At 74.2% G+C, this 13,663-nt stretch carries 12 protein-coding genes; 5 read left to right on the top strand and 7 right to left on the bottom strand.

Annotation, left to right across the window (positions count from 1 at the left end; all coding sequences use genetic code 11):
• Positions 1–29 precede the first annotated feature (29 nt).
• The 4 genes from ACRYM0_RS17845 to ACRYM0_RS17830 are packed head-to-tail and all read right to left on the bottom strand — an operon-like array spanning position 30 to position 5,238.
• On the bottom strand, positions 30–968 hold the full coding sequence (locus ACRYM0_RS17845) for a carbohydrate ABC transporter permease (RefSeq protein ID WP_432507185.1): 939 nt from the start codon (positions 966–968) through the stop codon (positions 30–32).
• A 10-nt stretch (positions 969–978) separates the two neighbouring features.
• Positions 979–1,929, bottom strand: a complete 951-nt coding sequence (locus ACRYM0_RS17840) for a carbohydrate ABC transporter permease (protein ID WP_432507184.1) — start codon at positions 1,927–1,929, stop codon at positions 979–981.
• Positions 1,926–3,239, bottom strand: a complete 1,314-nt coding sequence (locus ACRYM0_RS17835) for an ABC transporter substrate-binding protein (protein WP_432507183.1) — start codon at positions 3,237–3,239, stop codon at positions 1,926–1,928. Before ACRYM0_RS17835 ends, ACRYM0_RS17840 begins: the two co-directional genes overlap by 4 nt.
• 46 nt (positions 3,240–3,285) lie before the next feature.
• Complete coding sequence (locus ACRYM0_RS17830; protein WP_432507182.1) at positions 3,286–5,238, bottom strand: glycoside hydrolase family 127 protein; 1,953 nt, start codon at positions 5,236–5,238, stop codon at positions 3,286–3,288.
• 156 nt (positions 5,239–5,394) lie between these two features.
• Between ACRYM0_RS17830 and ACRYM0_RS17825 the strand changes: the two genes are divergently transcribed.
• Positions 5,395–6,411: a LacI family DNA-binding transcriptional regulator gene (locus tag ACRYM0_RS17825; protein ID WP_432507181.1), complete on the top strand. Its 1,017-nt coding sequence runs from the start codon at positions 5,395–5,397 to the stop codon at positions 6,409–6,411.
• Positions 6,408–7,520 carry a Gfo/Idh/MocA family oxidoreductase gene (locus ACRYM0_RS17820; RefSeq protein ID WP_432507180.1) on the top strand — a complete coding sequence of 371 codons (1,113 nt, stop codon included), beginning with the start codon at positions 6,408–6,410 and terminating at the stop codon, positions 7,518–7,520. The genes ACRYM0_RS17825 and ACRYM0_RS17820 overlap by 4 nt, the downstream gene beginning before the upstream one ends.
• Before the next feature lie 6 nt (positions 7,521–7,526).
• On the opposite strand, the gene ACRYM0_RS17815 is transcribed toward ACRYM0_RS17820, so the two are convergent.
• Positions 7,527–8,432: a LysR family transcriptional regulator gene (locus tag ACRYM0_RS17815; RefSeq protein ID WP_432507179.1), complete on the bottom strand. Its 906-nt coding sequence runs from the start codon at positions 8,430–8,432 to the stop codon at positions 7,527–7,529.
• Between the two features lie 75 nt (positions 8,433–8,507).
• Here ACRYM0_RS17815 and ACRYM0_RS17810 point away from each other — a divergent pair, with 75 nt between their 5' ends.
• On the top strand, positions 8,508–9,368 hold the full coding sequence (locus tag ACRYM0_RS17810; protein WP_432507178.1) for an aldo/keto reductase: 861 nt from the start codon (positions 8,508–8,510) through the stop codon (positions 9,366–9,368).
• 2 nt (positions 9,369–9,370) lie between these two features.
• Positions 9,371–10,303: an aldo/keto reductase gene (locus tag ACRYM0_RS17805; RefSeq protein WP_432507177.1), complete on the top strand. Its 933-nt coding sequence runs from the start codon at positions 9,371–9,373 to the stop codon at positions 10,301–10,303.
• Between the two features lie 25 nt (positions 10,304–10,328).
• On the opposite strand, the gene ACRYM0_RS17800 is transcribed toward ACRYM0_RS17805, so the two are convergent.
• Positions 10,329–10,910 carry a DUF1802 family protein gene (locus ACRYM0_RS17800; protein ID WP_432507176.1) on the bottom strand — a complete coding sequence of 194 codons (582 nt, stop codon included), beginning with the start codon at positions 10,908–10,910 and terminating at the stop codon, positions 10,329–10,331.
• An 11-nt stretch (positions 10,911–10,921) separates the two neighbouring features.
• Positions 10,922–12,316 (bottom strand): FAD-binding oxidoreductase, encoded by a 1,395-nt coding sequence (locus tag ACRYM0_RS17795; RefSeq protein ID WP_432507188.1) that lies wholly within the window; start codon positions 12,314–12,316, stop codon positions 10,922–10,924.
• 1,223 nt (positions 12,317–13,539) lie between these two features.
• On the opposite strand from ACRYM0_RS17795, the gene ACRYM0_RS17790 reads away from it, so the two are divergent.
• Positions 13,540–13,663, top strand: a 124-nt coding sequence (locus ACRYM0_RS17790; protein WP_432507186.1) for a diguanylate cyclase domain-containing protein, incomplete at its 3' end; no start/stop codon positions are given.

Here is a 13,663-nt window from a genome sequence, read left to right as displayed (position 1 = left end):
TGGGGGGAGGGGTGGGGGTGGGGGTGGGGTCAGCCCTTGACGGCGCCGGAGGCGAGACCGGCGACGTAGAAGCGCTGCAGGGCCACGTAGAGGATCACGCACGGGATCATCGCGACGACCGCCCCGGCGACGAGGTAGCCGAAGTTCACCGCCCCGTAGGCGCCGGACTGCAGGTTCACCAGGGACAGCGGCAGGGTGTACTTGCGGTCGTCGGTGAGGAACGTCAGCGCCCCCAGGAACTCCGTCCAGGACGCCAGGAAGGCGTACAGGGCGCTGGTGGCGATGCCGGGCACGAGCATCGGGCGCAGCACCGAGGTCAGCGTGCGCAGCGTCCCGGCGCCGTCCACGTGCGCGGAGTCCTCGATCTCCGCGGGGATCGACTCGAACGCGTTGCGCATGACGAACACGCCGAACGGGAGGTTCACGGTGGAGTAGAAGAGCACGAGCCCGAGCCGGGAGTCGGTCAGCCCCATGGCGTTCATCTGCAGGTACAGCGGCGTGATGATCGCCTGGAAGGGCACCATCATCGTCACCACGATGAGGCCGAACAGGAGGTTGCGGCCGCGGAAGCCGAACCGGCCGAACCCGTAGCCGGCCAGCGTGGCCAGGAAGGCCGTCAGCAGGGCCGTGGCGATCGACACGACCAGGCTGTTGCCGACCGAGCGCAGGATGTCGGCGTTGCCGGTGAACAGCGCGCTGAAGTTCTCCCCCGTGAAGGAGGTCAGCTGCTCCCAGGTGGGCTGCGTGGCGATGATGGCGTCGTTGGGCTGGAAGGACCGCAGCACGGACCACACCAGCGGGACGAGGAAGACCAGCGCCGCCAGGATCCCGCCGACGGCGTAGAGGGTGACCTTGGTGCGGCTCTCGGCCCGGGTGCGCTCGGGCCCTGCCGCGGGGCGGGTCCGGGTGCGGCGCTGCGGCGCGCTGCCCGGTGCGGTGGCGAGTTCGGTGGGCACGGTGGTGGACACGACGGCTCCCTCAGTCCTTCTCACGCAGCAGGCGGAACTGGGCGGCGGTGACCAGGCCGATGACCACGACGAGCACGACCGACAGGGCCGAGGCGGCACCGAGCTGCAGCTGCACGAAACCGCGCTGGTAGATGTACATGACGACGGTCTGGGTGTCCGTGCCCGGCCCGCCGCGGGTGAGGACGTAGAACTGGGTGAACGCCAGCAGCGAACCGATGACGGAGATGACCAGGCTCATCGCGATCGTCTTGCGGAGCATCGGGACGGTGATGCTGCGCTCGCGCTGCCACCAGCTCGCGCCGTCCATCTCCGCGGACTCGTACACCTCGCGCGGGATGCCCTGCATGCCGCCCATGAGCAGCACCATCGTCAGCCCCGAGACCGCCCAGATGATCATCACGCAGATCAGGCCGGTGGCCAGCGGGCCGTCGGCCAGCCAGGCCGTCGTGCCGTCGGTGATGCCCAGGCGCTCCAGCACGATGTTCACCGCGCCCGAGCTCGGCTGGGCCTCCAGCACGAGCAGGAAGCTCAGGGTGGTCAGCCCGATGACGTAGGGCAGGAAGAAGACCGTCCGGAAGAAGGTGGACCCGCGCCGGTTGGACCGGACCAGCACGGCGAGCACGTATCCGACCACGAGGATCGGCAGCGTGACGATCGCCGTGTACAGCAGGGTGTAGCCGACCGACTTCCAGAACACCGGGTCCTGCGCGACGCCGAGGTAGTTGCGCAGGCCCGTGAACTCGTACGAGCCGATGAGCGGCCAGTTCGTCAGCGACATGTAGACCGCGAAGACGAGCGGGACGAGCACGAAGACGACGACGAAGGCCAGCGCCGGCAGCACCAGCAGCAGTCCGGTGCGCGTCGGGTGGGTCAGGGAGTTCCCCGTGGAGCTGCTGCTCGCGGGGGCTCGCCGGCCCCGGGCCGGACGGGGGGTGGCGGCGCGGTCCGCGACGGCGCTCACAGCTGCGCCTGCTCGAGGATGCGGTCGAAGCCCTCCTGGCCGGTGACCAGGGCACCGTCGACGTCGCCGTCGAAGACGGCCTGCCGGAAGGCGGCGATCCAGGGGGAGTCCTGCTGGTTGAACAGCAGGTTGTAGGCGAGGGTCACGGGGGCGTACGCCTCCTCGATCTGTTCCAGCGGGGGCACCGCCAGCGGGTACGTCGAGCGGTACTCGTCGGTCGCCGCGTCCGAGCGCACCGGGATGTAGCCGCCCGCGGGCAGGTTCGTCTGCTGCGGGAGGTCCAGCGCGAACCGGGCGAACTGCCACGCCCCGGACGCGTTGGCCGCCCCGCGCGGGATGCACAGGTTGTCACCGCCGGCGAAGGTCGCCCGGCCGCCGTCCGGTCCGGGCAGCAGCTGCACCCCCGTCTTCGCCTGCATCTCCGGGGAGGCGCCCAGGACCGCGACGGCGTAGTTCGCCGGGAACAGCGCGACCGTGCCCTCGGTGAAGGCGGCGCCCCAGCGGGCGCCGTCGGCGGAGAAGTTGGCCTGCGGCATGAGGCCCTCCTCCCACAGCGTCCGGTAGAACTCGAAGGTGCGCCGGACGGCGTCGTTGCCGACGATGTTCCCCTGCTGGTCGCCGACCTCGCCGACGACGGTGCGCTCGCCGGCGGCCCACACGTGGGGCTGCACGACGAACCCGAGGATGCCCGCGGCGTTGCCGTCGATGGACAACCCGTAGGACCCGTCGCCCAGCTCCCCCACCGCGCGGGCCGCGGTGAGCATCCCGTCCAGGTCCGCGGTGGCGGTCTCGACGTCCACCCCGGCCCGCTCCAGCAGCTCGGTGTTGTAGAAGAGCGCGGAGTTGTCCGCGATGTACGGCACGCCGTAGCGGCGGCCGTCGCGGGTGGCCAGCCCGAGCTGGCCGGGGTTGAGCTCGTCGGCGAAGTCGAGCTGCTCCACCAGCGGGGTGATGTCGGTGAAGGTGTCCCGGTAGATGAACAGCATCGAGTTGATGTCGTCGATGTCGACGATGTCCGGGACGTTCCCGCCGCGGATGGCGGTGGCGAGCTTGGTGACGTACTGCGCGTCCAGGACGGGCGTCAGCTCCACCCGCACCCGGTCCTGGGAGGCGTTGAAGGCGTCGACGGTCTGCTGGACCCCGCCGACGGTGGCCGCTCGGCACCACATCCGGACGGTGCCGGTGGCGTCCTCCCCGAACCCGGCGGCGGTGACGTCGGGTTCGGGGAGGGTGGAGGCGCAGGAGGGCAGCAGCGCGCTCAGCGCCGCCAGCCCTCCCAGGCCCAGGACGTTCCTGCGGGGAAGCACCATCGCTCTCCTCCGGTCTCTGATCCTCGTCGGATCTCGTGCGGGCGGGTCAGGCCCGCGGCAGCCAGACGCGCATGGGCCCGATCTCGCGGTTGGCCCAGGCGTAGTAGGGGATCGCCGGGACCTCGACGGTCTCGGCCTCGGCCTGCTCGGGCGCCTCGTCGGCGGCCGGGCGGTACAGCGGCCCGGTCGCCGCGCCGAGCGCGCGGTGCACCGGCAGCTGCAGCACGGACACCCCGCCGAGCAGGTCGGGGCGGTGCTCGGCGCGGGCGCCGCGCAGCTCGGCCACGCGCACCCGCACGTCGTCGGCGACGAGGTCGGCGGGCAGGTCGGGCTGCTCGACGCAGTACACGAGGGGGCCGCGCTCGACGGCGACGGCGCCGCGCACCGCGTCCACGCGCGGGTCGGCCTCCACGACGCGCACGCCCATCGGCAGCACGAGCTCGACGACGTCACCGGCGGACCAGGTGCGCCGCACGCGCAGGTACTGCCCCGCGGTGGCCTCGACGGCGTCGCCGGCGACGGTGGCGGTGGCGCCCTCGGCCCAGCCGGGCACCCGCAGGGCCAGCTCCCACTCGCCGGTGCCCGGCTCGCGGACCTCCACGCGGACCGTGCCGTCCCAGGGGTAGTCGGTGCTGACGGCCAGTTCCACCCCGCCCGCGGCGTCGGCGCGCACGGTGCCGGTGGCGTACTGGTGCAGCTGCACCCCGTCGCCGGAGGTGGTCGCCACGTAGGCGTCCAGGCTGGACAGGGTCCGCATGATGTTCGGCGGGCAGCAGGCGCAGTCGAACCACGGGCGGCGGCCGTGCGCGGCGCTGCGCTCCTCGTCGGTGTGGGCACCGGCGCGCATCTGCAGCGGGTTGACGTAGAAGTACTCGGTGCCGGCCAGCGAGACGCCGGGCAGGAACGCGTTGTAGAGGGTGCGCTCGACGAGGTCGGCGTAGCGGGTCTCGCCGGTGGCCAGCAGCATCCGCCAGGACCACTGCACGCTGCCGATGGCGGCGCAGCTCTCGGCGTAGGCCCGGTCCGGGCCGAGCTCGTAGTGGTCGCCGAACTGCTCCCAGTCCCAGCGCGCCCCGATGCCGCCGGTCACGTAGGTCTTGGTGGAGGTCATGCCCTCCCACTGCCGGGTGAGCGCGGCGAGCAGCTCGGCGTCGCCGGTCTCGGCCGCGACGTCGGCGGCGCCGGCCGTCAGGTACACCGCGCGCACCGAGTGCCCCTCCACGGTGCTCGCCTCGCGCACCGGCACGCGGTCGGAGAAGTAGGTGGGTTCCTTGCCGTGCTGCTCGATGATGCCGTGGCCGCGGGCGTCGACGAACCACTGCGCGAGGTCGAGGTAGGCGCGGTTCCCGGTCTCCCGGTACAGCTCCACCAGGCCCATCTCGACGACCGGGTGCCCGTCGACCTCCTCGGTCTTCCCCGGCCCGAAGGTGGCGACGAGGTGGTCGGCGAGCTTGACGGCCACGTCGAGCAGCCCGGTCTCGCCGGTGGTGCGGTGGATCGCCACGGCGGCCTGGAAGAGGTGCCCGGCGCAGTAGTGCTCGTGGCTCCACGGCAGGTCGACGTAGCGCTCGCCGTTCCCGCGGACCTGCTGCACGGAGTCGAGGTAGCCGTCCTCGGCCTGCGCCGCGGCCACGATGTCGGTGATCTCGCGGATCCAGCCGAGGACCTCCTCGTCGGGCTCGCGCCCGTACTCCCACCCGGCGGCCTCGAGCCACTTGTAGACGTCGGAGTCCATGAAGATCGGACCGCGCACCTCGCCGGTGGCGGTGCCCGCCGCGATGCGCAGGTTCTGCAGGTTCCCGGCGGTCTCGAGCTTCTCGTAGCCGGTGCGGATCGCCTGGCGGCGGTTGACGTCCTGGCGCTCGTGCCAGAACCCGCCGGTGATGCGGGCGCTGCCCGAGGGGACCGGGTGCAGCGCGACCGCGGCGTCCGCGGTGGGTGCGGCCGGGGCGACGGGCGCCGGGGTCGTGGTGCTGGGGGCGGGCGCGGTCGTGGTCATCAGCTCTCCGTCGAGTTCGTCCGCCGCTTCCACCGGAAACGGCGGAACACGTTTTCTGCCGCGCACGCTACGACCCCCGACGGGCACCGTCAAGAGCGGTACAGTCGTGGGTCCCCGGGCCGAGGACGTCGCCCGTCGAGGACCAGGAGGCGCGGCATGACGGAAACGAGCGTTCCGGCGGTGAGCACCCCCCCGCGGATCGTGGACGTCGCCGCCCTCGCCGGCGTCTCCCCCGGCACCGCCTCCAAGGCGCTGAACGGCACCGGGCAGCTGCGCGCGGAGACCCGCGAGCGCGTCCGCCGCGCCGCCGAGCAGCTCGGCTTCACCCCCGACTCCCTGGGCCGCGGGCTGTCCTCCGGGCGCAGCTACACGGTGGGCCTGATCACCACCGACAGCTTCGGCCGCTTCTCCATCCCCGTGATGCTGGGCGCGGAGAACACCCTGGGCGCGGGGGAGATGGTCGTGCTGCTGTGCGACAGCCGCGACGACCCGCTGCGCGAGCAGCACTACCTGCGCACCCTGCTGGCCCGCCGCGTCGACGGCATCATCGTCACCGGCCGGCGCACCGAACCGCGCCCGCCGGTCGCCGCCCCCGGTCACGTGCCGGTCGTGTACGCCTTCACCCCCTCCCAGGACCCGGCCGACACCAGCCTCGTCGTCGACCAGGCCGGCGGGGCCGCCGCCGCCGTGCGGCACGTGCTGGACCTCGGCCGCCGCCGGGTGGCGCACGTGACCGGCCCGGCCGACCACCACGCCACGGTGGTGCGCCGCGACGCCGCCGCCGCCGAGGCCGGCGAGCACCTGCTCGGCGAGCCGCTGCACGGGGACTGGAGCGAGCGCTGGGGACGCCTGGCGGCGGAGCTGCTGCTGCGCCGGCACCCGGACGTGGACGCGATCACCTGCGGCAGCGACCAGATCGCCCGCGGCGTGTGCGACGGGCTGCGCGACGCCGGCCGGCGCGTGCCCGAGGACGTCGCCGTCGTGGGCTTCGACGACTGGGACGTCATCGCCCTGGCCTCGCGCCCGCCGCTGACGACCGTCGCGCTGGGCCTGGAGGCGATGGGGCGCCGGGCGGGGGAACTGCTGCTGGACGCCGTCGCCGGGAACCGGGTGGCCGGGACCACGACGATGCCGACGCGCCTGGTCGTGCGGGCCTCCACGGTCGGCGTGTGAGCACCCCGGGCCCCGCGGAGCCCGGCGGGCCGGCGCGCTTCGCGCTGGTCGGCACCGGCTACCGCGCCGGCATGTTCCTGCGCCTGGCGCAGCGCCTGCCGCAGCACCTGCGCGTCACCGCGGTCCTGTCCCGCGACCCCGGCGCGGCCGGGGAGGTGACCCGCCGCTTCGGGCCGCCGGTCGTCGCCGGCACGCAGGACCTGCTGGCCGCGGACCCGGAGTTCGTCGTCAGCACCGCGCCGCCCTCGGCCGGCGCGGCGCTCCTGCCCGAACTGGTGGCCGCGGGGGCCGCGGTGCTCGCCGAGACCCCGCCCGGTGCGGACGTGCCCGCGCTGCGCCGGCTGTGGGAGCGGGTGGGCGCGAGCGGGCGGGTGCAGGTGGCCGAGCAGTACCCGCTGAACCCCGGCAACGCCGCCCGCCTGGAGGTCGTGCGGCGCGGGCTCATCGGCGCGGTGGGCGACGTGCAGGTCTCCTCCACGCAGCTGCACCACGCGGTCGCGCTGATCCGCGCGTTCACCGGGCTGGGCGCCGAACCGCTGCGCGTGAGCGCGGTGACGCGCACCGCCCCGCTGGTGAACCCCGTGGACCGGCGCGGCTGGACCGGCGACACCGCCGCGCACCCGACCGCCTCCACCGTGGCGGTCCTCGACGCCGGCGACGGGCGCGGCGGCCTGTACGACTTCACCGAGACGCAGACGCGCAACCCGCTGCGCACCCGCCGACTGGTGGTTCGCGGCAGTTCCGGCGAGATCACCGACGACCGGGTGGTGCGGCTGGTGGACGAGCGCACGGTGGTGGAGTCGGCGATCGTGCGACGGCAGACCGGCGTCCACCAGGACGTGCAGGGCTTCGCCCTGGACCACCTCTCCCTGGACGGGGAGGTGCTGCACCGCAACCCCTTCCCGGGCGAGCGCCTGTCCGACGAGGAGATCGCGGTGGCGGCGCTGCTGGTGCGCACCGCCGCCTGGGCGCGCGGGGCGGGCCCGGCGCCGTACCCGCTGGCCGAGGCCGCCCAGGACCAGCTCGTGGCGGCGGCGATCACCGAGGCCGCCGCGACGGGCCGGGCGGTGACGACGACGCGGGAGGCGTGGGCGACGGCGCTGCGGTGAGCCGCCTCAGACCGGCGCGGGCAGGGCGTGCGGGCCGGGACCTCCCACGAGCAGCTCCAGCAGGCGCGGGGCGGCCGAGGCCCCGCGCTCGCGCGGCGCGCTGACGACGCAGACCACCCACTGCGGCGCGTCGTCGGGCAGCGGCACGACGCGCAGCCGCGCGGCCTGGGGCTTGGCCGCCACGTGCCGCGGGACCAGGGCCGCGCCCAGGCCGCGGTCCACGAGGTCCAGCAGGGTGTGGACGTCGTTGACGGTGAACCGCACCCGGCGGCGCACCCCGTGGGCCGCGCAGGCGGCGTCGTTGAGGGGGCGCACCCCCCAGGAGGGGGCGAAGTCGATGAACCCCGCGTCCGCCAGGTCCGCCCAGGTGGCCCGGGGGCGGGCCGCCAGCGGGTGCTCCGCCGGGCACAGCAGCACCAGCGGTTCGGTGCCCAGGACCGTGTGCGGCAGCGCGCCGAGGTGCTCGGTGGTGGCGACCAGGGCGACGTCGAGGTCGCCGGCCCGCACCCGGTCGAGCAGGTCGTGCGAGCCGGCCTGGTCGAAGTGGACCTCCACCTGAGGGTAGCGGCGGTGGAAGCGCTCCAGCAGGCCGGCGACGTCGACCAGGCCCAGGCACTGCTCGGCGCCCACCCGCAGCGTGCCGGACAGTTCCCGGCCGGCCTGCACGACGGCGTCGCGGGCGGCGGCCGCCTGCTGGAGCATCGAACGGGCGAAGGGCAGCAGCGCGCGCCCGGCGTCGGTGGGTTCGACCCGGCGGGAGGTGCGCTCGAACAGCGCCGTGCCCAGCTCGTCCTCCAGGCCCCTGATCGCCGCGGACAGCCCCGACTGCGAGACGCCGGTGAGCGCGGCCGCCCGGGTGAACTGCCGCTCCTCGGCGAGCGTGACGACGTACTGCATCTGCCGCAGGTCCATCCAGAAACCCTACTTCTCGGAACCAGAAGCGGTAGTCGTTGGACTTCTGCGGGAGGGGTTCGTAGCGTCGCCGCCATGGAGCAGCGCAGCCTCGGATCCCGCACCGTCTCGGCCATCGGCCTCGGTGCGATGCCCATGTCCATCGAGGGCCGGCCCGACGAGGAGCGGTCCCTGGCCACCGTCCACGCCGCGCTCGACGCCGGTGTCACCCTCATCGACACCGCCGACGCCTACCACCGCGACGCCGGCGAGGTCGGCCACAACGAGGCGCTCGTCGCCCGCGCGCTGCACAGCTGGGGCGGGGACGCCTCCCAGGTCCTGGTGGCCACCAAGGGCGGCAGCCTGCGCCCCGGCGACGGGACCTGGTACCAGGACGGCCGTCCCGAGCACCTGAAGGAGGCCGCCAAGGCGTCGGCGAAGCGCCTGGGCGTGGAGGCGATCGGCCTCTACCAGTTCCACCGCCCCGACCCGGACGTCCCCTACGCGGAGTCGGTCGGCGCGCTGCGCGACCTGCTCGACGAGGGCGTCATCGCGATGGCCGGGATCTCCAACGCCGACGTCGCCCAGATCGACGAGGCGAACGAGGTCCTCGGCGGGCGCCTGGCCTCGGTGCAGAACCAGTTCTCCCCCGCCTTCCGCTCCAGCCTCGGCGAACTGGAGCACTGCGCCCGGCTCGGCATCGCGTTCCTGCCGTGGAGCCCGCTGGGCGGCATCTCGAACGCCGCCGAGCTCGGCAGCCGGCACGCCGCGTTCCAGCGGGTCGCCGACGCCCACGGCGTCAGCGTCCAGCAGGTCGCGCTGGCCTGGGAACTCGCCCTGGCCCCGGTGGTCGTCCCGATCCCCGGTTCCTCGCGCCCGCAGAGCATCACCGACTCCGCCCGCGCCGCCGAGCTGACGCTCAGCGCGGACGAGGTCTCGACCCTGTCGGAGGCGTGAGCGTGAGGACCGTCCCCCTGGGCACCAGCGGCCTGCAGGTCCCCAACGTCGTCCTGGGCCTGATGCGCATCGTCGACATGGGCGACGAGGAGATCAGGACCCTGTGGTCCACGGCCCGCGACGCCGGCATCACGTTCATCGACCACGCCGACGTGTACGGCCGTGAGCTGCACCGCTGCGAGCAGCGGTGGGCCGAGGCCGTCCCGATGAGCTCCTCCGAGCGCGACGCCGTGACGATCCAGACCAAGTGCGGCATCGTGCCGGACGGCCCGTACTTCGACTTCTCGTACGAGCACATCACGGGATCGGTGAACGCCTCGCTCGAGGCGCTGCGCACCGACCGCATCGACGTGCTGCTGCTGCACCGCCCCGACGCGCTCGTCGAACCGGACGAGGTGGCGCGCGCGTTCGACGAGCTGCACGAGGCGGGCAAGGTCCGCGCGTTCGGCGTCTCGAACCACACGCCGGGGCAGATCGAGCTGCTCAAGCGCTCGGTGCGCCAGCCGCTGGTGGCGAACCAGCTGCAGCTGTCGATCACGCACGCACCGCTGGTGGCGCACGGCGTCGCGGCGAACATGCAGGGGCTGGACCAGTCGATCTCCCGGGACGCCGGGCTCCTCGACTACTGCCGCCTCAACGACATCACCGTGCAGGCGTGGTCGCCGTTCCAGGCGGGGTTCTTCACCGGGGTGTTCCTCGACAACCCGCAGTACCCGGAGCTGAACGCGGTCCTGGACCGGCTGGCGGGGAAGTACGGCGTGCCGCCGCTGGCGGTCGCCACGGCGTGGATCACCCGGCACCCGGCGGGCATGCAGGTGGTGCTGGGCACGACGAACCCCGAGCGGGTCGCCGCCGCGGCGCAGGGCTCGGACCTGCCGCTGACCCGTGCGGAGTGGTACGAGCTGTTCCGCGCCGCCGGGTACACCGTGCCCTGACGGGCGCACCGGGCCCGCGGGCGCGTCAGCCGACGCGCTCGCGGACCGCGGCCTCCACGGCCGCGAGGTGCTCGTCGGCGTGCACGGCCCGGCCGGTGCCCGCCGGCCACGGCACCTCCAGGTCCAGCCAGCTCGTGCAGCCGCCGTGCTCGGGGCGGCGCACCAGGCGCACCGGCTCGGGCAGCTCCACGGCCCGCACCACGAGCGCGGTCAGCAGGTGGCGGGGCCGGAAGTCCACCCGCGAGGAGCGCACCGACGCGCTCGTCCACACGTGCAGGTCCTCCAGCTCCTCCACCCGCTCGGGGCGGGCCACCGGCACCACGGCCACGACCTCGGCGCCGGCGCGCACCAGCAGCTCCCCGCCCGGGGCGTCGGCGGCGTCGGCCGCCCCCAGGGGCAGCAGGTCGCGGTGCTCGGGCCGCACCGACTCGGCGTGGCTGTGCGCCACGGTCGGGAAGAGCACGAACCGGGAGGCGCCCACGGCGAAGCGCTTCTCGTGGATGCCGCCCTTGCGCAGCAGCAGCGCCTGACGGCCCTGCAGCAGGGCGTGCACGACCGCACCCCACTCCTTCAGCGCCGGGGTGGCCGTCGTCGCGGGGGTGGTCACGGCGGGACCCTTCAGCCGGTGACGAGCTGCAGGCGCCGGGACTGGTCGGAGGCGAACTTGCGCTCCGGGTCGACCGCGTCGCGCACCTTCCGCCACGCGGGCAGGTCCGGGTACATCTGCGCGAACCGGTCCGCGGTGGTGCGCGAGTCCTTCGCCAGGTACAGGCGGCCGCCGGCCTCCAGCACCATCTCGTCCAGGCGGTCGCACAGGGCGCCCAGGCCGGGCTTGACGGGCAGGTCCACCGCGAGGGTCCAGCCCTTGCGGGGGAACGACAGCGGTGCGTCGTTGCCCTCGCCGAAGCGCTTGAGGACGTTCAGGGCGGAGATGTGCCCGGACTCCACGATGGTCTCCATGCTGGCCCGCAGGACGTCGGTGCGGTCCATCGGCACGACGAACTGGTACTGCAGGAAACCGCGCGGGCCGTAGGCCCGGTTCCAGTCCGCGAACAGGTCGAGCAGGTGGTAGAACTGCGTGATGTTCTGCACCACGCCCTGCTGGGTGTGGGCCTTGCGGTAGTAGAACTCGTTGAGCGCCTTGGCCGTCAGCCGGTTCAGCATCCCCGGCGGGAAGACGTCCGGGAAGGTCGCCAGCTGCGGGGCGTCGAACTTCAGCGGGTCCTTGCGCAGGTTCGCGGGCAGGTCCTCCAGCTTCGCGGAGGAACCGCGCAGCAGGAAGCCGCGGCCCATGTGCGCGCCCTTGGTCACCGAGTCGAACCACGTCTTGGAGTACGTGTAGTTCTCGTCGTTCTTCGTCAGCCGCTCGAGCATCTCGTCGAAGTCCGGCGCCTGCTCCACGTCGGCGATGAAGTACGACGTCTCCACCCGGTCCAGGCGGATCTTCGCGCGCAGCACCACGCCGGTCAGGCCCATGCCGCCGGTGGTGGCCAGGAACAGCTCGCGGTCCGGGCCGTCGGGGGTCAGGGTGCGGACCTCGCCGTCGGCGGTCAGCAGGTCCAGCGAGAGCACGTGGCGGGTGAAGGTGCCCTGGGTGTGGTGGTTGCCGCCGTGGATGTCGGCGCCGATGGCGCCGCCCACGGTGACCTGCCGGGTGCCCGGCAGCACCGGCACCCACAGCCCGTGCGGCACGACCGCGCGCAGCAGCTTGTCCAGCGAGCAGCCGGCGTCCACGTCCGCGACCGCGGTGTCCACGTCGATGTCGTGGATGCGGTCCAGCGCCGTCATGTCGATGACCAGGCCGCCGGCGTTCTGGGCGGGGTCGCCGTAGCTGCGGCCCAGGCCGCGGGCGATCACGCCGCGCGGGCCGGCGGTGCGCACCGCCTCTGCCAGCACGTCCAGGTCCGCGGTGCGCAGGACGGTCGCCGTCGTGGGCGCCGTGCGACCCCAGCCGGTCAACCGGGCGCTCGAGCGGGAAGTGCCGCCCGCGGGCTCGGCGGCCGGGCGGTCCAGCACGGTCTTCAGGCCAGGGATGCTCACCACGCGCCCGAGCCTAACCCGCGCCCCCGGCACCGGCGGGGAGCACGGTCGGCGTGGGCCACGCGTGTGACGCCGGCTCCAGGGCGGGCGCGCGGGAGCCGATGGAGCGGAGGTGATGCAGGACAGGACGGCCGGCCCCGCGCGGCTGCGAGCCGTGGCGGTGACCGCAGCCGTCGCCGTGCCCCTGTCCACGCTGCCCGACCCCGCCTCGCGCGCCGGTGCCGTCGCGTACCTGGTGCCCGTCGCGCTGGCGTTCGCGCTCACCGCGCTGGCGGTCCCGCGGGTGCCCCGGCCCCAGCGCGGGCCGTGGTGCTGGCTGCTGGCCGGGCAGCTGCTCTACCTCGTCGGCGAGAGCACCCTGACCGCGCTGCAGCTGCGCGGCAGCGAGGCGTGGCCCACCCCCGCCGACGCCGTCTACCTGCTGGCGTACGTGCCCGTGACCGTCGGCCTGCTGGGCCTGAACCGCCAGCGCGGTGGGTCCTCCCACCGCGGCAGCCTGCTGGACGCGGGTGTGGTGACGCTCAGCGCGGCCACGCTGTTCGGCGTCTTCGTCGTGCTGCCGCTGGCCACCGACAGCACGCAGGGCGCGCTGGCCCGCGTCACCAGCGCCGCCTACCCGGTCGCCGACGTCGTGCTGGTGCACCTGCTGGCCCGGATGGTCACCGGCCCCGGCGCGCGCACCCGTGCGTTCTGGCTGCTGGCCGGCGGCACGACCGCCACCGTGGTCGCCGACGTGGCCTGGACCGTCGTGCAGCACCGCACCGGCGGCGACGTCGCTCCCCGCTCGCTGAACGCGCTGTGGCTGTGCTTCTACCTGAGCATCGCCCTGGCCGCGCGCAGCGCCTCCGCCCCGGCGCTGGCGGAGAAGAAGCCCGCCGCCACCGGGGGGCTGACCCCGCTTCGCCTGGGCGTGCTCGCCCTGGCCGCCGCCCTGCCCTCCGGGGTGCTGGGACTGCTGGCGCTGACCGGCCGCACCACCCCGGTGGCGTGGCTGGCGACCGGCTCGGTGCTGCTCATCGCCCTGGTCGTGACCCGCGTCTGGGACCTGCTGCAGCAGGTGCGCAGCCAGGCCGTGCAGCTGGCCGCCCTGGCCCGCACCGACCCGCTGACCGGCGCGGCCAACCGCCGCACCTGGGACCACGAGCTCTCCCGCGCCTGCGCCGCGGCGCGCGCAGGGCACCTCGTTCCTCGTCGCGCTGCTGGACCTGGACCGCTTCAAGGCGTTCAACGACACCCGCGGGCACCAGGCCGGCGACGAGCTGCTCAAGGCCGCCACCGCCGCCTGGACCGAGGCCCTGGCCGGCGACGGGTTCCTGGCCC

It is taken from the genome of Kineococcus arenarius subsp. arenarius, assembly GCF_050871845.1.
Lineage (GTDB): Bacteria > Actinomycetota > Actinomycetes > Actinomycetales > Kineococcaceae > Kineococcus.
This window is presented reverse-complemented; position numbering and strand designations above follow the sequence as displayed.

Bases quoted from the DNA above. Each gene is read 5' to 3' on its own strand.
- ACRYM0_RS17835 (WP_432507183.1), bottom strand. From the start codon at position 3,239: ATGGTGCTTCCCCGCAGGAACGTCCTGGGCCTGGGAGGGCTGGCGGCG.
- ACRYM0_RS17830 (WP_432507182.1), bottom strand. From the start codon at position 5,238: ATGACCACGACCGCGCCCGCCCCCAGCACCACGACCCCGGCGCCCGTC.
- ACRYM0_RS17810 (WP_432507178.1), top strand. From the start codon at position 8,508: ATGGAGCAGCGCAGCCTCGGATCCCGCACCGTCTCGGCCATCGGCCTC.
- ACRYM0_RS17815 (WP_432507179.1), bottom strand. From the start codon at position 8,432: ATGGACCTGCGGCAGATGCAGTACGTCGTCACGCTCGCCGAGGAGCGG.
- ACRYM0_RS17825 (WP_432507181.1), top strand. From the start codon at position 5,395: ATGACGGAAACGAGCGTTCCGGCGGTGAGCACCCCCCCGCGGATCGTG.